Origin of the sequence: Paenibacillus algorifonticola, from assembly GCF_050481745.1 — a bacterium.
Classification (GTDB): Bacteria; Bacillota; Bacilli; order Paenibacillales; family Paenibacillaceae; genus Pristimantibacillus; species Pristimantibacillus algorifonticola_A.
In genome coordinates this window covers 89731-109540 of the sequence record NZ_JBCNGR010000003.1, presented here as the reverse complement: position 1 = coordinate 109540, position 19810 = coordinate 89731, and the positions used below count along the sequence as shown (strand labels likewise).

At 42.7% G+C, this 19810-nt stretch carries 19 protein-coding genes; 1 reads left to right on the top strand and 18 read right to left on the bottom strand.

Translation table 11 applies throughout. The features are described from left to right. Positions 1-64: 64 nt before the first annotated feature. The 11 genes from ABEW34_RS01655 to ABEW34_RS01605 form a co-directional block, all read right to left on the bottom strand. Positions 65-577: an alpha/beta hydrolase gene (locus ABEW34_RS01655; RefSeq protein WP_430154287.1), complete on the bottom strand. Its 513-nt coding sequence runs from the start codon at positions 575-577 to the stop codon at positions 65-67. A 100-nt stretch (positions 578-677) separates the two neighbouring features. Next, on the bottom strand, positions 678-1484 hold the full coding sequence (locus ABEW34_RS01650) for a Nif3-like dinuclear metal center hexameric protein (protein WP_430154286.1): 807 nt from the start codon (positions 1482-1484) through the stop codon (positions 678-680). Between the two features lie 39 nt (positions 1485-1523). Continuing rightward, on the bottom strand, positions 1524-2417 hold the full coding sequence (locus ABEW34_RS01645; protein WP_430154285.1) for a carbohydrate ABC transporter permease: 894 nt from the start codon (positions 2415-2417) through the stop codon (positions 1524-1526). Positions 2418-2429: 12 nt separating this feature from the next. Beyond that, positions 2430-3356 carry an ABC transporter permease gene (locus ABEW34_RS01640; protein ID WP_430154283.1) on the bottom strand — a complete coding sequence of 309 codons (927 nt, stop codon included), beginning with the start codon at positions 3354-3356 and terminating at the stop codon, positions 2430-2432. Positions 3357-3428: 72 nt separating this feature from the next. Continuing rightward, positions 3429-4961: an ABC transporter substrate-binding protein gene (locus tag ABEW34_RS01635; RefSeq protein ID WP_430154282.1), complete on the bottom strand. Its 1533-nt coding sequence runs from the start codon at positions 4959-4961 to the stop codon at positions 3429-3431. Between the two features lie 205 nt (positions 4962-5166). Beyond that, complete coding sequence (locus ABEW34_RS01630) at positions 5167-6765, bottom strand: response regulator transcription factor (protein ID WP_430154280.1); 1599 nt, start codon at positions 6763-6765, stop codon at positions 5167-5169. A gap of 25 nt (positions 6766-6790) precedes the next feature. After that, positions 6791-8476, bottom strand: coding sequence for a sensor histidine kinase (locus ABEW34_RS01625; protein WP_430154278.1), 1686 nt, complete (start codon positions 8474-8476; stop codon positions 6791-6793). A 479-nt stretch (positions 8477-8955) separates the two neighbouring features. Continuing rightward, on the bottom strand, positions 8956-10179 hold the full coding sequence (locus ABEW34_RS01620; protein ID WP_430154277.1) for a macrolide family glycosyltransferase: 1224 nt from the start codon (positions 10177-10179) through the stop codon (positions 8956-8958). 70 nt (positions 10180-10249) lie between these two features. After that, positions 10250-11614 carry an MFS transporter gene (locus tag ABEW34_RS01615; protein ID WP_430154275.1) on the bottom strand — a complete coding sequence of 455 codons (1365 nt, stop codon included), beginning with the start codon at positions 11612-11614 and terminating at the stop codon, positions 10250-10252. Between the two features lie 196 nt (positions 11615-11810). Next, on the bottom strand, positions 11811-12098 hold the full coding sequence (locus tag ABEW34_RS01610) for a HesB/YadR/YfhF family protein (RefSeq protein WP_430154273.1): 288 nt from the start codon (positions 12096-12098) through the stop codon (positions 11811-11813). A 36-nt stretch (positions 12099-12134) separates the two neighbouring features. Next, positions 12135-12452, bottom strand: coding sequence for a winged helix-turn-helix transcriptional regulator (locus ABEW34_RS01605; protein WP_430154271.1), 318 nt, complete (start codon positions 12450-12452; stop codon positions 12135-12137). A gap of 138 nt (positions 12453-12590) precedes the next feature. Between ABEW34_RS01605 and ABEW34_RS01600 the strand changes: the two genes are divergently transcribed. After that, complete coding sequence (locus tag ABEW34_RS01600; RefSeq protein WP_430154270.1) at positions 12591-12917, top strand: hypothetical protein; 327 nt, start codon at positions 12591-12593, stop codon at positions 12915-12917. A gap of 3 nt (positions 12918-12920) precedes the next feature. Here the strand turns inward: ABEW34_RS01600 and ABEW34_RS01595 are convergent, their stop codons facing one another. The 7 genes from ABEW34_RS01595 to ABEW34_RS01565 form a co-directional block, all read right to left on the bottom strand. Next, entirely contained in the window at positions 12921-13346 is a 426-nt protein-coding gene (locus ABEW34_RS01595) for a hypothetical protein (RefSeq protein WP_430154268.1), read from the bottom strand. A gap of 432 nt (positions 13347-13778) precedes the next feature. Next, complete coding sequence (locus ABEW34_RS01590) at positions 13779-14219, bottom strand: Rrf2 family transcriptional regulator (RefSeq protein WP_430154267.1); 441 nt, start codon at positions 14217-14219, stop codon at positions 13779-13781. Between the two features lie 421 nt (positions 14220-14640). Then, positions 14641-16008: an MFS transporter gene (locus ABEW34_RS01585; RefSeq protein WP_430154265.1), complete on the bottom strand. Its 1368-nt coding sequence runs from the start codon at positions 16006-16008 to the stop codon at positions 14641-14643. Between the two features lie 145 nt (positions 16009-16153). Then, positions 16154-17251: an NADH:flavin oxidoreductase gene (locus tag ABEW34_RS01580; RefSeq protein WP_430154263.1), complete on the bottom strand. Its 1098-nt coding sequence runs from the start codon at positions 17249-17251 to the stop codon at positions 16154-16156. Positions 17252-17320: 69 nt separating this feature from the next. Next, positions 17321-18073: an amino acid ABC transporter ATP-binding protein gene (locus tag ABEW34_RS01575; protein WP_430154261.1), complete on the bottom strand. Its 753-nt coding sequence runs from the start codon at positions 18071-18073 to the stop codon at positions 17321-17323. Next, complete coding sequence (locus tag ABEW34_RS01570) at positions 18070-18747, bottom strand: amino acid ABC transporter permease (protein ID WP_430154260.1); 678 nt, start codon at positions 18745-18747, stop codon at positions 18070-18072. The genes ABEW34_RS01575 and ABEW34_RS01570 overlap by 4 nt, the downstream gene beginning before the upstream one ends. A gap of 85 nt (positions 18748-18832) precedes the next feature. After that, a complete protein-coding gene (locus ABEW34_RS01565; protein ID WP_430154258.1) occupies positions 18833-19780 on the bottom strand; it encodes an ATP-grasp domain-containing protein in 948 nt (315 codons plus the stop codon). Positions 19781-19810 lie beyond the last annotated feature (30 nt).

The following is a 19810-nucleotide window of genomic DNA, read 5'->3' as shown; positions in this document are numbered from 1 at the left end:
AGGAAAAGCTCACGGGGAACACCAGAGTCCTATCTTCATCTAGGGCGTGCTCATGCTGCTCACCTTATTTCTTTATCATCCATCGCCCATAAAATCGCTTCTTCGAGGTAATCATTTCAAAAGTCCCATGTAAAAAAGCCATAATCTTGCTAAAATTCCCGGCATACTTCAAGCCGTTGCGTATCGCACCGTAGCCGCCCATAGATAAACCGCCAATAAAGGTATCTTCTCTCCTTTCCGACAAAGGGAACATTTCTCGTGTAAACGCGACCAGCTCATTGCCGACATATTCTCCAAACCTTTCTCCTTTATTCAGATCATCCACATAAAAATGATTTTCTCCAGATGGCATGAATACAGCGATGTGATGTTTATTGGACAGCTCCCTTATTCTTGTATAGCTAATCCAGTCCATGCAGCTGCCCGAATAACCATTCAATAAATAGAGTGCCTTCATCGGCTTATTCTCCACTGCCGCTTGACCCGGTATTTCAAACTTGTCTAAAGGAATCAGCGCATTAAAAGTGACTTCTCTTCTCAGAGATTTTGAATAGAAATGAACCTGCATCATGGCCATTATCCATGTCCCCTATCTATTTTTTATCGACATTAAGCTCCAATGCCAGTTCTAATGATGGATGCATATTTTTGCACTCCTTCTCTAGCGTCTTGACCTCTTACAAGTAGATAAAAGGCTCTTCGGCATCGATAAAGGAGACTGGAATACCGTGGACCAAAGGCGGCAGCCACTGCGCCATATGCTTCATGCCGGGCTCCTCGCTTCGTTCATGTCCTATTACCAGCATAGCTTTATTAAGACCAAGCATCTTGGCATCATTAACGTAGGCACAAAGCGTCCATTCCACAATTTCTCCGCACACCATCACATCAAGATTTTTATCCCGCATAAGCTCGATCGGCATTTGTTCTCTGCCAAGTCCCAAGCTGCCACCGCCGACGAGTATGCCAATTCTTGAACAAGGCATTGCGGGATCGCCCACGATTTGGATAACCGACATTTTTAGCTTTTGCTTGAAAAATTCAGCCAGTTCTCCCAGCGTAGTTTGAGCGATCTCGTAAGTATGCGGCTGGTTCTTTTCGATCATTTGCTCTTCCCAACCGATATCCTTCAATAGGCCATCATAGATTCGGTCTGTATGCCCCATATGCATATGATCGTGAAATCTCCAAATCGCGATTTGGTTGTCTTCGATAAGCTTCTTCTTTTCCAGATAAACGGGGTCATGTTCCAGCCATTGTATTTCATCCTTTCCCGTATAGTAGGTTGGCTCGTGGGTAATGATCATGTTCGCGCCATGCGCAATCGCCTTTCTGATCACCTCGACGGTTGCCATAAAGCTCGTGACAATGCCCGTCACTTCCATATTGGGATCGCCGCTCATGAGTACATCCCCTGATTTTTCTAATTTCCGATCGCCGCAAGTATCGAATATGACCGTGTCAATCACTTCTTGTACCTTCATTTTCTTCTCTCCTTTGACATTCCTTTGATTTCCTTTTGATTATCCTTTTACTGCGCCAATGACGACACCTTTAGTCAAATACTTCTGAAGGAAAGGCAGGACAACTAAAACCGGTAAAATGCCAATAACAGCCATTGCCATCCGAACTGCCGTGCTTGGAAGCTCTACGGCCCCGGCACCAATCATACTGCTCGCCTGCTCAGACTTTAAATATTGGATATTGTTCATTAACTGAATCAGAAGATTTTGAACGCCATAATATTGAGGCTTCGTAATATAATATAAGGCATTGATCCAATCATTCCAATACGTTAATGCTGTAAACAAACCAATTGTCACCAAAACCGGAATCGATAATGGCAGCATAATGCTGTAAAAGGTTTTCAGCTCGGAAGCGCCGTCGATCTGTGCCGATTCGATCAGGTCCACAGGCACATTATTTTTATAATAATTGCGAACGAGCAGAACGTTAAACCCGCTTATCAGATAGCTGGGCACGATTAACGCCCACAGTGAATCCTTAATATGAAAGATTTTCGTCCACATCATATAACTAGGGACGACTCCACCGCTAAACAGCATCGTGAAAAACACAATAAAAGCCAGAACATTATGCAGCTTAAAATCTCTTCGTGCCATCGGATAGGCAAGCATGGCGGTCAGAATCGTGCTGACTGCAGTTCCGACGATCGTGACGAAGAAGGAGACACCATAGGCTCTCACAAAAGTTGAAGCGGTTGTGTACATGTACACATAAGCATCCATGCTCCATTTTTCCGGAAAGTAGCTGTATCCGTTGCTGATCAAGGCAGGCTCATCCGTAAAGGAGGCTACGAAAATTAAAATAAAGGGTAAAAAAGCCGCTAAGGTGATTAAAGTCATAACGATAGCTGAGAAATGGGCAAAGGTCCGTTCCCCTCTTGTTTGTATCAACGTATTTACCCCCTAAAATAAAGCATTGTCAGCATTCACTTTTCTGACAATCGCATTCACAATCAACACAAGAATGAAACCAACTAACGATTGATAGAGCCCGGCTGCTGCCGACATACCAATATCATTTAATTGAATGAGAGCACGGTACACATACGTATCGATCGTCTGTGTCGTGCTGTATAAAGCGCCCGCATTCATCGGTACTTGATAGAACAAGCCAAAATCGGAATTAAAAATTCTCCCCACCGAAAGGAGTCCTAGTATAATGATCGTCGGTTTCAGCAAAGGCAGCGTTATATTAAAAATTTGCTTCAGCTTGCCTGCGCCATCGATCTTCGCCGCTTCATAAATGCTCTTATCGATGCCAGCGATAAATGCAAAATAAACGATTGACCCATAGCCCGCAGATTTCCACAATTGAATGATAACTAATAGATAGGGCCAATATTTGGCCTCCGAATACCAACTGATTTCAGGAAGCCCCAACGGACGCAAGATAGAAAGATTAATAAATCCACTATCCGAATTAAGAAAAGCAAATACGAGGTATGACAGCACCACCATGGAAATCAGATTCGGAAGTACTAGGCCGGATTGAAAAAACTTCGAGTATACCTTCGTTAACAGCTCAGACATTAACAAAGCTATAAATACAGAGCAGATCGTGCCTAACACAATAAAAGCTACGTTATATAAAATCGTATTTCTTGTCATGATGAAGGCATCGCTTGTATTAAATAGAAACTTAAAGTTAGCGAATCCAACCCAATCGCTGCCGAATATCCCTTTCGTAAAATCCACTTCTTTGAACCCAATAAAGATGCCCAGCATCGGAATATAATTATTAATAAGCAAATAAAGCAGACCTGGAGCCGCAAGAAGAAGGAGCGGCATCATCTTTTTTAATTCTCGGCGTTTTGCAACCGTAGCGTTCATCAACATGTCTCCTTTTGTCCAAGATGGGGCTTGCAGCAGGCTGCAGGCTCCACCTTGGACATCTTACTTGTTTTATTGCTTTTTGTTCGCCAGCCAAGCGTCAAGCTGCTCTTGCTTCGCCTTGATAATGGCTTCCGCGCCAGCATTATTCAGCGCTTCTATGAATTTTGGTATCGTCGTTTCTGGGTCAAGCGATCCGGTAACCAACCCAGGAAGATATTGATTGACGACATTGTTAATAGAGGTCATTTGCGTTTTCACACTGTTTTGGTCGAAAATAAATCCAAAATACGGAGACCTTTCCGTCGCTTTATTTTCTTTCAGCTTCAGCTCAATATCCGACCGATCCGCACCCTCAAGCTGATACTGAAGGGACTCCGAACCAACAATGCCGGAACTCAAATATGCGGTGTAAGCAACCGTAGAAGCATTTTTGCCTTCCGGGAACTTGACATGATGCTCATCAACCAACACATAATCCTCGCCTTCGATGCCATACAACAGCGTGTTAATAAGTTCAGCATCCGTATATAATAAATTTAAAAACTTCATGGAAGCATCTGGAACTTTACTCCTGCTAGAGATCATCCACACAACAGCGTTGACTGCAATGGTATCGAAATAGAAGGGTGCAATGCGTCTTGTCTCCACATTCTTTCCCGTTTGCGCGCTAAGCGCTTGTGCAAGAGCCATGCCGCTATACCCTCCCATAAAGGCGAACCCGCGGCCTGAGGATATGATTTCAGAAAATGGACTTGAAGCGGTTGCCGCATCTTTTTGCAAATAACCTTTGTTGTACCAGTCTCTCATCATTGATGCCCCAGCTTTAAATTCATCCGTCTCGTAAAAATTCCGCACCTTGCCGTCGTCTCCGATGACGACACCGACTCCCGTACTGTCTGTCAGAAAGTCGACTTTATGTGTTCCCCTTAACAGCCTCACCAAGCCCGTATCACTAGGGCTGACATTGATGGGTCCGAAAGGAACGACATCTGGAAGCTTTTCTTTCAAGGCATCAAATACCGCCGGCAGATCATTTACGGAATGGATATCGTCAGCGGACACTCCAATCTCCGACATCATATCGGCGTTATAGACCAGATTAGTTGGAAGCGCCATCCCTTTATTGGCGGGAATCCCGTAAATTTGACCATCAATCGTTGTCGCTTCAAGGAGATCATCACCGAAATCCTTGTCTAGAATTCCTTTCATTTCTTTCCCATATTGCTGTAGAAGATCATTCATCGGATACAGCTGCTTTTTCGATGCAAAATTTGCGAACTGCTCGAAGCCCGTAAAGATATCCAACTGCTCACCGCTTTGCAGCGCAAGGTTTACTTTCTGACTATAATCAGCTGGTCCGTACAATTTCAGTTCAACCTCTACATTAATCTTTTCCTTCGTAATCTTATTAATAGCGTCCGTTACACGGCTAAGATCATCAGGAATTCGGTTAAATGACGGGAGTGCGAATACCACTTTCTCAACATTTCCAGCAGCCTCTTTAGTCGTTTCGTTCGCGGATTCTGTGCCGCATGCGGTTAACGATGAACCGATTAAGGTTACGGACAAAAGCAGTGCAGTGATTCCCCTCTTTGTGCTCATTTGTTCTGCCTCCATTCGAATAATGAATCTCCTTCATCTTAACTGCAATCCACTTTCAACACTTTAATAAATCCGTGCTCTTTTTTAAAAAATAAGCACGATGCTTCGTATTTGAATCCCAATTCATCTTTTTACTCGATAAAAAAACAGCAACCTCGCCACCTCTTCTGGGTAACCTAGTTGCCGTTGATTATTTTTTCGGATATTAAATCTTTAGTACGTTATATTTAGCCCGAAACGCATTCGGTGTGTCACCTGTGACTTTTTTAAATACGGTGGAGAAATAGGATAGACTGTCAAATCCCGTTTGGGTTGCAATATGGCTAATGCTATCCTTACTATGGATCAGCATTTCTTGCGCAACCTTTACCCGGTACTCATTTAAATACTCCTTGACCGACAAGCCTGTTTCCAGTTTAAAGCGTTTAGCTAAATAGTCCGGCGTTAAAAATACGACTGCGGCTATATCCTCCCGATTTAAATCCTGATCGTAATGCTCTTGTATGAATCTTTTTGCCTTTTCAACGACACCTTCAGAAGCGATGACCAGCTTTAGAAAATCAATCGTAGTATTCGTTACATAATTTGCCCATTTCATGAATTCAAATACACTGGCATTCGAGCTTTGGGCCAATTGCTGAGCTGCCTCATCCGAAAATAATTTATGAGCCTGGATATTGTTTTTATACAATAGGGCATAGACAACCTGTACGAAATCCTGGTGTATGGCACGTATGGTATTCACATCCAGTTTATTAAGCGAGGCAAGCAGCTCTAGTTCCTTTTTCAACAATTGAACGATCTTCACTCTTTCTCCTTGAATGAACAACGTATTCATTAGAGCAGCATCAAGCGAATAAGGCTCAGAATGGGAATAAACAAAACGCTCCTTGCCATCATGCACTTTACCTTTATAAATGATGTTCTTTTTATCCATTTCCTCCAGCCTTATTTTAGCTTCGGCGATTTGGGAAATGGCATTCCCTTCAGCAAGATAGGAAGTAGCCGTGCAGCGGAACAGCTTCCTGCATTGTTTAATGAGTTTATTGCATTTTTCCTTTACCACATCAATGGCTTCCAGCTCAGGTATAATTAAAGCGCTGTAAAAAACATCCTCCATTTTGTAAGTCACGATTTGTGAGTGATCGGTCGTACCAAACCACATTTCCGAACACAAGTTATGAAAGGCATATTTGAACGTATTATCGTTCCAATCGATCTCCATATCCGTTTTACTGACGCAAGTAATCGCGAGAAGATAACGTTCCTCTAAATGGATGTCCAAATCTCTTTTCCGCATTTCGGACTGAATGACATCAAGTCGAGGAGGTATCGTTGCAAACATAATGTCTCTCCAGAAGCCCTGCTCTACGAGATCGCGGTTTTTCAACCATGCCTGCCCGTACCTGCTGTATTCATTTAGTTCCCTTCTTTGCTTGATTACATCTATCGCCTTTATTAGCGACGTCTCAAGCTTATCTTTATCAAAGGGCTTTATGACATAAGCATCCGCATTAAACGAAAGGGCTGTTGTGGCAAAATCAAAGCTTTCATGACAGGTAAAGAAAATAAAGCCGCAGTCGTATTTATGTTCTCTTACCCATTTGATCATATCGAGCCCGGTACCCTTTGGCATTTCAATATCGCATATGATGATGTCAGGAATGCTTTGTTCGAATAGCAGCTTCGCATCGGATATATTGTGTGCCGTCATGATTTTGGAAATACCGAATGCATCCCAGTCTACGAAATCGTGCAAAACGTTTACAGTAGGGATATCATCGTCAATTAATAAGCATTGCATCTGCTTCATCCCCTTTGTGTGGAGTTTACTCTTCGTTGTCCATAGGAATCATTATTTCTACTCTGGCGCCGGATGGCTGTATATTCGATAGCGTTAACAGCCTGTCCCGCTTGTATAAAAGCTTTAAGGTTCGTTGGATGTTGCTGATTCCCACCTTTTCCCCTGTTCCGCTTTGCTGCATATCCGAAAAATTCACTTCTTCCATCATTTCTTCGGGAAAGCCCTCTCCATTATCTTCTATTACTACCCGAAGGAAAGGCTGGCCATTTGTGAGAACGCTATCCCCTTTTATAAAAATGGACAGCATTTCTTTATGTGCTAAAGCATGCTTAAACGAGTTCTCAACAAAGGTTTGAATCAAATACTGCGGCAGCGGAACAGCTTGCAATTCCCGATCGATGTCCGCCATGTAAAATATTTGATTCGGATATCTAATTTCTTGCATCTGGATGTAATTTTCGACATGCTTCATTTCTTCTTGAATCTGAACCTGAACCAAGCCTCCTCTAAACATGTAACGCAAATGCTCGGATAAATGGCTAATGATCCGTCGTATCTCCTCATTCTTGTTATGGTAGGTTAGGCTTGATATAGTCGTTATTGCATTCAAGAAAAAATGGGGCTTTATTTGCATCTGCAAATATTTTAATTCCGTTTTATTCCGCTCAAGCTTCTCTTCGTAGGTGTTGATTTTCAACGTCTTTATCTCGCGTATCATCGAGGAGAAGGAATTGGACAACCGTGCAAACTCGATTGAGGAGGCTTTGTTAGAAAACGGATAGTCCCAGTTGCCTTTTTCCACTTCTTTTGCGCCTTTTACAAGCTCTAATATGGGTTGAATCAAATCCTTTGCAAAAAATCTGAAAATAATCGACGTGATGACGACTGCCAGCATACTTAAAGAAATAATAAGCCATTGCATCCATTCCAGGCCATAGAAAACATTTCGACTTGCGACAACGTTCGTTAAGCTTCCGAATTCAGGAATCTGCTCGGTAACGAAAAATGGCTTGGAGGTAAAGGTATGGTATGGTTTCTCCTTAGAAAGATCGACTGGATTCGTTGTCGAAAGCATGCGGTCCGACTTATCGGTTAAGTAAAATAAGTTCTGTTCATTTGCATTTTTCTTTATGGCAGCTATTAGCGTATCCGTCTTTATGACCGCTCCAAAAATCACATTAGAATAAGTGATTGATTTCAATAAATAAGCAACGCCGTTCACTTCGACAGGCAGCCACTCTGACCCGCCCGTTGTATTTTTGGCATCAAAGTCATGCTCCTTTAGAAAGTCAGTCAAAAACAGACCTTCCTTCGAATACATTCGATTACTGAAGGAGGCTAATAAAAAGTCCTCCTTCGGAACTGAAATAAACAATCCGTCACTTCCACTCGTATTAGACACCTTCGAGGCCAAAATTTCCTGCAATCTGATGGCATCAAAATACTTCTGGCTCTCATCCTTTGTTCCAAACGTACTAAAGCTATTAATCTGGGTATCGAACACTTCTAACAGATCCCTGGATGTATTATTCAAGCTATTTTGAATACTGTTAATATAAATCGCCAACGTGTTCTTGGAGCTTGCAATCTGATTTTTACGTACGACTTCCAACGAATAAAAATTACTCAATATCAGTGTGGCTAACAGGATCGCCAGCATCACCATCATTTGCACAGTAATTTTTCTAATCATACTATGCTGCTTCAACATCTTGCTCCACCGCCCATATGATCTTATGCGTTTTGCCTACGATTGATTATATACATTATTTCTAGTCGAGCCTACAACAATTCGTCTCGAACAATTTTTATTGAATTCTCGTTACTTTTAGTATAAAAAAAGAGGTTTTTCCAATGTCCACTATAAGGAGCATAATTCAGGTTTTATACGGTTTTTAATTAGGATGAAAGCCAGCAATAAGCATTAGACTCTCATAAACAAAAACGCAGCGGCAGATTAGGACGCGAAAACCAGCTCAAACATGTTCGTTGGGGGCAGGAGAGAACTGTTTTCACGACGGGGTTGACCTAATAATACGAATAGTAGAGTGAGGTTTTCCCTCATACAAAAGATACCTCAGCTTTGTTCATACAAGCTGAGGTATCTAACCGAACTGTTTTTTTGTTTTTTTACACTGTCCACTTGACAGGGAGCACTTCCGGGAGCATATCACTTTGAATGGAACACCACTAAATTGTGTAACTTCCTCGGGCTGAACCCATATGACTCATGATCATTTCGGCGGCCCGCTTGTAACCGCCAGCCTGGCGTAAAGATTCACCGATGAGGTAAGCCTGCCGTTTATAAAGTGAATTGTGTAGGACTTCTGTTAACGCCTCTCTCAAATCAGTTGCACTGAGGTTATGTTTATTCAAAGTAATACCCGCGCCCAACTCCTGTACCCGATCTGCAACAAGAGGCTGATCTGACGTTAATGGGATCATCACCATCGGAACGTTGTAATATAGCGCCTCACTCGTGCTGTTCATTCCAGCATGTGTAATAAAAACATCTGTATGCTGCAGCATGTCCAACTGTGCAATGTATGGCTTGACGATAAAATTAGGAGGAATTTGTTCCGTCAGCGGCTCCATATCCGTGTATTTCCCTGAAGATAGAACAACATTCACGGGTAGATCCCCTAATGCTTCAAAGCAAAGCTGATAGAAATCCAAGTTCTTATTTAAAATCGTACCCATGGCAATGTACACGGTTTGAGGGTACCGTTCACGAAGCAGCTCGTACGAGAAGGCCGGAGCATCTTGACGTTTTATGATCGAAGGACCAGTGAAAATAAAACGATCATCCAGCTTTTCTGCCTGCGGCTGAAAAAAACGGCTGGTGTACACGAGCTTTAACTGACCTGCATGTGCCGGAATCTCTTCCATGGCTGGAATACTCACTTGAAACTCTTCGGATAACTCAGTTGTTATCTTCATCGTAGTCTCATAAAGCTCCTTCGTCTCCGTCTCATTAAGGTCTGAGCCAGACCCGAGAGGCTCTACAAAAGCAAAGGAGGCAATCGAACACACCGCGGGAATTCCCAGTTTTTCTGCAAGAATAGTCCCTCCCCATCCCATCAGGGAATCAAAGATTATATAGTCAAACTTTTGATTCTCTATTACTCGCAGCACATTGGGGATGATCCTCCGAATAATACCGCTTACCATCATATGAATGAACTGATAAGAATGCTTGTACTCCTGGGGTTTCAACACCGGATCATGAGAGAAGGCATCTTGTGGAAATGGATAGGTAAGTATCTGGGCACCGGTTTGTTCAATTCGGGAACGATACTCCTCCGTGCACACATAGATGACTTCCTCACCATTGTTCGTCAACTGAGTAACTAATCCTAACGACGGATTCACATGTCCTTCAGCTGGAGTAATGACTACTAATACACGTGCCATCTTATCTACCTCCCAATGCAATTTGTCCCCCCGTTCTTCGTGATGTATTTAACGACGCGGCCGTCATCCGTTACATGGAAATGTTGTCCTTCACCTGGCTGATCGGATGATGTTCTTGATGAACGAGTTTGTTAATTCGTAGTGCTGCCAAGAAACTTAACAAGACTAATAGTAATTGCAGTGTTAACACGATCAAAACGCCTGTGGATATGCCCCATTGTAAAGTTTCGGACAAGGCAATCAGAGCGCCACCAACTCCAATGCTTACTCCCATATAGAAGGAATCCACAAATTGCAGATTCGCGGACATTTCTCCCTCTTTCCTGGGCATGGCATGTTGTAAAGCAATGGCTGCAGTAGTAGGGTTGGCCAATCCAACACCGAACCCTGTAATCATTTGCGAGAGAAGGATGAGTATAATTCCACCGTCCGTCAAAATAAGAGCCAGGATCACGAGTACAGTTCCAGCGATCATAATCCCAATGCCGGTCATGACTCTGCCCTTTCGGGCAAGACCTTGATCTCGTGCATCAAGCTTGGCTTGCAACCACGCTGCGGCGGACCAGCTCAGAGAACCTGCTGCTACAAGAAGGCCAGCAAGGTCAGCTGATAACCCCTTCACTTCGGTTAGTGCCAAGATCACAAAACTTTCCGTTGTAAAATAACAAGCAACATATAGCCCTCTGGAAACCAAAGTAGCAGGCAATCCTTTTTTTACCGAAAAAGTGCCCACAGGCAGCAGTTTACGCAATGGTGGGATCATGACGACTAATCCACACAAAGTGAGTACTATGCCTTTCCAATCGGTTATCATACCAAGTCCTGTGAGTAACAGCCCCGTTCCAACGGCAAGTAGAATCGCATAAATAATCTTCGAGTCGGTTGCTCGCGCTGGACCTGTCAGATCTTGCCGAAGCTGCAAATCACGGAAAGAGCGGAATGTAAGACTGAGCGCCAATCCAATCAAAGGTAGAACGATCCAGAAAACATATCGCCACGAGATATAGGAAGCAATAAGGCCTGCTACATAAGGCCCGATCAAGGAAGGCAGTACAAATGCCATGGAGAATGCGGCCAGGATTTGAGTACGAAGTGCATCTGGATAATGCAATGTCACACAGGTATAAACGCATGTGATCAGGGCCCCCGCTCCAAAACCTTGAAGGGCTCTTCCGGCAATAAGCATGTGCATATCGAAAGAAATAGCGGAGACCACAGTTCCTAGCACAAAAACACTAAAGGATACCAGCATGGATGTAAAAACACCGCGCTTGTCAACCTGCTGACCCATAACCAAGGTTCCAATAAGCTGAGATAACAAAAATGCGCTGAAGATCCAACCGTATAAATGAATGCCCTCTAAACTTTGTGCCATTTTCGCGGCAATAGTCGTGATAGCCAGTCCTTCGAAAGCTACGGTTGCCAGAACCAGCATAATACCAATTGTAGGCGCCCTGTACTGAGCATCAAAAATCCCAATCTGATTGTTGTTTGTCTTCCACACCTCCGTAAGTTGATGGTTATTATGGTAAATTAAACCTCTTATCATTCTGAATATACATGAAGTATTCTACTTTGTAAAGTTAAATGTTTAAAAAGTGGGGTCGTGCTCAAGAAGATGATCCACATATTCAATAGGAGATTTTGCTTGAAAATATGCCATTTTCATTACAGGCAATTTGGAGAAGTTCATCCTGTAAGATCCAGGCATCTGTTTTTTCGACAAAGAAATGAAATCCTTCAATGGATTGAACCAATGCGGGATCGACCGGTGTAGCACTCGCATTTATGCCAATCGTAAAAGCATCTGAGCCTCCTCCGATATATTTTGCATAAATCCTTACATATTGCCCCTCTTCCAATTCCCATTCATTCTTAAATGAATCGATCGCTTTATCAGATACTACAAAAGAAATCATTGCTCTGCACTCCTTCCTTCAGTTCAATCACATTTTTTACTTCGCCACGATAAGGGTATAAGATAAACCACTGCTTCCCCCTTCATCAACGCCTACTCTAAGGAAGGCATTTTGGATATTCGCACTTAATAAGATCTCGACGATTTTGTCTGATGCTGTATCACTGACCTCGATGATCATCTTCATTCCTCCCTGGTGGTATCTTTTTGAAAACCTGGAATCCCAAGGAATGCTTTCGAAAATTTCACCGAATTTCTTCGGACCTTGAGAAAGGGTGCATAAAATATGGATCGTCCATTTCGTTCCGATAATGCGATAAGCTGTAAATATTTTATTCGGATCTTCAGTGAACAATGGTCTGTACACCCACCTTCTTATTCATCAGCATTCTTTAAAATGTATTTTTAACCGCTACGCATCCTTAATGACGTGTAACGGTTTTTTTCATATTAGTGGCGTTGTGGTGAGATCCGAGTACTCGCAATTATTCTCATGACGATCAGTCCATCACACCGGGATAATACCGAGAGGGGCTGTATTTTACCGACCCTTTCCAGTGAATTATCCAGATCATCAGAAGAGGTGCGTAAGGTCTTTACCAAAGAGTTGAAACGAATTATTGAATTTATCTCTGATTTGGCGGATATAGATAAGTCTACTGGAAGTGCTTTGCTCAGTATCATGGTCGGATCGCTTGTGCTGGCACGTTCCGTTGATGATCTCAGCATGAGCGATAGCTTCCTTGCTGCAGGAAAACAACACGCCAAGAATTTACTGAAACATTCAATACCTACGTTTGATAATAAAAAATTGACTTAATGCCTATGATACAGAGAATAATTTTCTTAAATCATCGCTACTGTTAAAAAAAGAGAAGAGACAAATATCACTTTTCAGTCGATATTTGTCTCTGTCTTTAGCTGTTATATTTAGTTTTAGTTTTCTAATATTCCATATATTGGTTACAAAATAGACAGGAAACTGTATGTTTTCCATGGATGATTTTGCATCATCATAGATAGGCGGATTACACCAATGTTCGACCATCATGTCGCATAGTTCTTTTGCACGCTCCTGCGATTGGAAATGTAAAAGGAGTTCAGTAAAATTTTCAAAAGCTAATTCCTTTTGCAAACGATAATTTTCACCATTTGCGATATCTATCCGTTTACGGAAAGAACTCCACCAATATTCCACTAGTTCTTCTGGCGTCTTCGCATTTCCACTTTTGAAAACCCGCTTAATCACTAGACAGCCGCTGCATCCACTACTTTCAGAAAACGTAAAGCGTTCCTGTTGTCTTCATCCCTTCTTGATTCAAATATGCTTTATGAATCACCTCAGACATGGAGAAACTCGTTCTTTTGAAGAGTCTTCATGTAGTTTTCTAAACTTATAAACCCATTTACGAACTCTATCTTAATCTTGTATTCTAAACTTTTCAGTAATTTGTCTGTACGTCCACTTAGCTTCTTCATCTAAACGTAAGGCCTCTTGCCTTTTTTCCTTTGTGTATGATTTATTTGGCTGCTCTAACTTCCTCATAAAAAAATACACCCCCTAAAGTATCATCGGATTCCCATACGGGTTTTTCCAATATCCACTTTAAGGGGAGCACTTCGTAGTATGGGAAGGGGATCTTGGAATGCTACTAATAGAGTTAAATGTTATCCTTGCCCTTTACTTGCTTGATAACTGCATCGTATCTGTTAATAAGTCTCCAATTGACGATCTAGCCAATTCAGCTTTCATGGCCTGCTCCGCAGAGAAATATAGAGGCTCTAAAGCAGAACTAATATTCCCTCCGATTGGACAGATAGGGTTTGGCGTACTGTGATGATAATCAAAAAGTTCTTTCTGCTCAACCGCTTCATAAACGTTTAATAACGAAATCTTCCTAGGCTCTACTGCCAAGCACCACCCTGCTCCTGTACCATGCCTTACATTGACCAGCCCCGCCTTGGATAACGTAGACAATATTCTGCGTATAAAAACGGGGTTGGTATTCACACTTTTTGCTATAAACTCTGAAGTCAAATATTCTTTTGAATGTTTTGTGGCACTGTAGGCCAACAAAGTCAATATATGCAGTGCAACGGTATAACGACTTACGACTGCCATTGATTTCCCTCCTCCATTCACGCTAGCAATGAATAGCGCCTGATTAAATATCTTGTTCTGTTACATAACAGAATGGACTTTTTCCACAAGTTATTCTCGGCCGCATACTCAGCCAGAATAGAATCGAGTAGCCTTGTATGAGAAGCAAAGTTGCTGTGACTTCAAACTGCCCTTTTCCACTCGATTTATCATATCAGGATTTGATATCAGGTACAATGTCTAGCTGTATGAGTGGAGGCTCTCACACGGTTTGAGGTACTGTCAATCGCGGCCGCATAGACATTCGATTTGATTTATACCGCAGCGATGGCTAGATTGACCAATTGACACACCGAACGTCAAAAATGCGGTTTTTGCGCTGTAATTTTGCATCGTTTGATCACAAGCCGAGTCTCACCATTCCGGGCAGAGGAAGAATAGCTTATGAGGATATAGTTAATTTACGATAAAAGTATGAAAAGCAATTAGTTAATAATGCGAAGATAAATAATCCCCAAAATATATTAGCGTAAGCGATTGGGAGCGAATAATTATGTTGCCAACGCAGTGCACTAGATACCGCAGCAATACCAAATGCGCCACTTAAAAACTGTAAAAGTTGATATAGTCCTATACCAGAACTAATTTCCGATGGAGGAAGGATACGGGATATTTCATTAGAAACACTGCTTCCAAGCATCGTAAATCCAAGATTCATTAATAAAAAGACAAATATATTGGCGATCCAGAACCGAACGCCTATAATCGCAAATAGACATGTAGCTGCAAGAATAAGGATTGGTACAAAGCGTAGTATACTGCTATTGCCATTGCGATCAATTATGGCACCTATCTTCCGTGAGGCAAACATAGACAACAACGCCCCTGGAAAAATAACAAAACCCGCTTGACTGGCACTTAAATTAAAATGATTTATTAACACCTGAGGAAGTAAGTATAAGGATGAGAAATTGCACAAATAAGCTAATATCCCTATTAACGATAATGAGATATAGGTTTTGTTTATGAATAAAGAAGGTTGAACAAATGGTTTTGGTGTACGAAGTATTCGAAATACAAATAACGCAAGCCCAAGTAGACCAATACATAAAGATGACCATGATTGATTAGTCAAAAAAAGGAGTATGCCAGCGGTGCCGATGCTGATATAACAGGCTCCCTGCACATCAAACTTTCCTTTTACAAATCGTTCTTTCGGTATTAGTCGAAATAGGAGAGGGACAAGTATCCATGTTAAAGATGAAATAGCAAAAAGGTATTGCCAACCCAAAAATTCTACGACAAATCCACCAGTAATCGGTCCAAGACCAAGACCAAGCGAAACGGAGGACATAATAATGGACATTGTTTTCCCTCGCCGCTTAATGGGCACATATCTGGTTAAGAGAACGATGGATAAAGATATAATAGCCCCAGCTCCAGCAGCTTGCATTATTCGGGCGATTAATAATACCCAAAAGTGATGACTAAAAAAACCTACAATAGAAGCAAGTCCAGTAGTTATGAGGCTAGTTGTAAACAATAAATGGATGGGAACAAAGTCTGACAGCCTGCTATATGTAATCGAGGCAATAGCAAACATGATTGAATACCCTGTTATGGCTAAAGATATCGTTGATAAAGGCAATTCAAAAAAATGAGATAAATCTGATATGGCCAGATTGAACATAGCAGTGTTCATGATGACGAGCACAACTGCGAAGCCCAATAAGAATATAATCAGCCCTTCTTTTGGAAGAGCGGTCTCCATTTTTTGTGTAACAGGCTGGTTGGCTTCATTTGTGCTCATATATGATTGTATTCACTCCTTCAAATTTGTTCCTATCTATTCATTCTTAATAACAGCGGGTAAATCTGGCCACACATGATACTGTCCATCATCCAATTTCTCCTTATGCAACGAGAAAAGCCCTGCTCACACAGGGCCAATGCTCTTAGTTTAAATGATTCAAGATTTCGCTGTCGTAGGTTGTCCAGTCCGAAAAACGGGCTTCACTAACTTGTCGCAACCACAGTGGATTCGCTAGCAACGACCTTCCGATTGCGACCAAATCCGCCTCCTCCTTCCCCAGTATTTCCTCAAGCCGCTGGATTTGTTCCGTCTGCTCCCAAAAATCCTTTTCCAAGGCTACCGAGCCTACAGTTATTGTGGGCAGTCCCGTCAATTTCTTGGTCCATCCAGCCAGGTTCAGTTGAGAATTCTCAAACTCCGGCTGCCAAAACTGCCGGGTGGAAGCATGAAATACATTGACCCCTGCATCGACTAGCGGGCTGAGGAATTGCTCCAGTTGCTTCGGTGTTTCTACCAGCTTGGCTTCATAATGATTTCCTTTCCATTGCGAGAACCGGAACAGGATCGGAAAATCGGAACCAACGGCTTGACGGCATGCTTGAACGACCTCAGTCGCAAAGCGGGTACGGCTTATGAAATCCCCACCGTATTCGTCCGTTCTTCTATTGGTTTTTCCCCAGAAAAACTGATCAATCAAGTAGCCATGTGCTCCGTGAATTTCAATTCCGTCAAAGCCAGTTCGCTTTGCTGCAGCAGCAGCCTGCGCATAGGCCGACACCAAATCTGCGATTTCGCTTTCAGACATTGGTTCGTTAACTTTATTGCCGTCGGCATCTAGACCCGATGGACCGATTGGTAATGCCTCCGGATTGGGCAAGCTACCTATTTTTCTCGCGGTTCCTAGGTGCCATAATTGAGGGACAATTTTCCCACCTTCTTCATGGACAGAGGCAACAACCTTTGCCCACCCTGCGAGCGCTTCCTCTCCGTGAATATGCGGCCAATTTGGACTGGCCGATGCAGCGGGATGATCAATAAGGGTTCCTTCTGTTATAATCAGTCCCACACCGCTTTCCGCATGGCGACGGTAATATGCTGCTACATTTTCATCAGGAACCCCATTTTCAGAAAAACCTCTTGTCATTGGAGCCATGACAATCCGATTTTTTAAAGAGAGGCCGGAAATCTCAACCGGCTTGAATAAGCTATCTCGTACTGACTTTAAACGTTGATCCACCATTTTCCATTTCATCCTTTCATCTCTATAAAATTAGTTCCATTCGGAATTAAAATAAGGGTAATAAAATAGCTATATACTATAACTGTGGTCGTTCATAAATCGCTGGAAAAATTGACGGGTTCTCTCTTCCTTAGGCTGATTGAACAAGAGCTCAGGCGATCCTTCTTCGATAATCTTCCCGTCTGTCATAAAAATCACATGATTTGCGACTTCACGAGCAAAATTCAACTCATGCGTGACGATCATCATCGTAATACCTTCTCTTGCAATGTTGCGAATGACTGCTAGCACTTCCCCTACAAGCTCGGGATCAAGCGCAGAGGTAGGCTCATCGAACAAAATAATTTCCGGATCCAGGGCAAGTGCCCGGGCAATTCCTACACGCTGCTGCTGACCGCCTGAAAGCTGGCTTGGATACGACTCCAATTTATCTGACAATCCTACCTTTTCCAATACGGCTGCGGCTTTCTCCTTCGCTGCGGTTTTACTTTGTTTCTGGGCGACAATCAGGCCTTCCATCACATTTTCCAATACGGTCTTATGCTTAAACAAATTATAATGTTGAAACACCATGGCCGTTTTTCGGCGTAATCGAAGCACCTCCCGCTTGGTTGGTTTTTGGCAGGATACCATCGTATCCCCAACCGTAACCACGCCCTCATCCGCCTTATCTAAAAAATTGACGCAACGAAGCAATGTGGATTTTCCTGAACCGCTCGGGCCTAGAACCGTCGTGACTTCTCCTGTCTGCACCAAAAGATCAATGCCTTTCAGCACCTCATGTTTGCCGTATGATTTGTGCAAGTTTGTCAATTTGATCATGCTACTCCCCCGTCGCTATAAGTCTTCCAACGTTTCTCCAAGACAGCCGCAATTCGTTCAATGAACAATACAACTCCCCAGTAGATCAACGCCGCAGCCATTAGCGGTTCAAGGAAGCTCCACTTTTGACTCCCCAACATCATCGCGACCCCGTTGATCTCCAGTAGAGTGACCAAATAGGCCAGAGAAGAACCATGTAGAATACCTACTATCAAGTTGCATATCCCAGGAATACTGGCACCAAGCGCTTGTGGAAAAATAACTCGATAAACCGCCTGAAACGTCGTCATCCCGACTGAGTATGCCGCTTCCAACTGCCCCTCCGGTACTGCCATAAAACCTGACCTGATAATTTCTGACATATATGCTCCAGCCGTAAGAGACAAAGCTGCTATGACCAATGCAGTCAATGGAATATCTTTGGAGTAGATTCCCCAATGATATTGAGTCGCCATCGTATCCCAAACCACAGGAAGGCCTAAATATACAATGTACAAATGCAAGACGACAGGCGTTCCCCTTATGAAAGATACATAGAACTCGGCGAGTGGATGAAGAATCACTGTTTTTTTCAAACGAATCAAGGCTACTATCAGCCCAACGATTAAACCGATGACAATTGCCGAGATGGTAATATACAAGGTAAGCGGTAAGGCACCAATAATTTTGTTCAAAGCTTCCCAAAAAAATGAAAAATCGAAAGTAATGGATGCCACCTCCCGAATGTTGACGTACGGACAGCTATTAGAGGTCTGACTTTCACTTCGTCGCCGCGTACCATTCCTGCAAATATTTTCCCATCGTCCTAGCGATGGCTTTCATCCCACCAACACCAGCAATGGCTTCCGCTTCTGAATTATAATTCGTATTTGTATTGATATCGTACGTATAAGCAGTTCCCTCTCGATCCGTAATAAATTCTATACCGGCAAAGCTAATGCCGTTTTTCTTTAACATCGCTTCATAAACTGGGATAAGCGGACTTTCAAACGACTCTATGACTTGAAATTTCGCTTTAACTGCCTGACCAGGCGCTGGGCAAAATCTGTCGCCAATTTGGCATGCATCGGCTGGGCACAGCTCGAAACCTTCGGACGTATCGACACGGACAGCGTAATAAAATTTTCCATCAATAAATTCACATCGGGTAATATATTGCTCTTCGTTATGAATGTACTGCTGAAGCAGTGTAATCCCGTCGATTGGTTCTTCGAATGACGGACTATTCACATACCGTTCCAGATCTTCATACTTGTCGAACAGGTAAACACCCAGCCCTTTACCTGCCCGATTATGCTTGGTTATGAAAGGACGATAAGGGAAACGGCTTGCTTCTTGCAATAGATCTTCCTTTCCGACTGCTGCAACAGTAAAAGGAATTTTCACCCCATAGGAATGCAGTTTCAGATATTGTTTGATTTTGCTAAGCTCCAGCTCGAGCGCACGGCTCTCGTTGAGCACCTTTCGACCATGATGCTCAAGCCAAGCCAATACATTCGATGTATATTCAGGAGCAAAGCGATGTCCTCTCGTATGGGAAGAAGCACTCATCCGATTGTAAAAAACCCCTTGGGGAGGAGCTTGACTGATGTCGAGCACCCCATGATCGAGATGCCATAATTCATACGGGATATTTTCTTCTTCCAACGCTTGTTTTAAAGGTTCGACCCAGCTATCATTCTCATGTATCACATACGCTTTTGCCATTATTGAGACATTCCTTTCAGTCCGCACTTC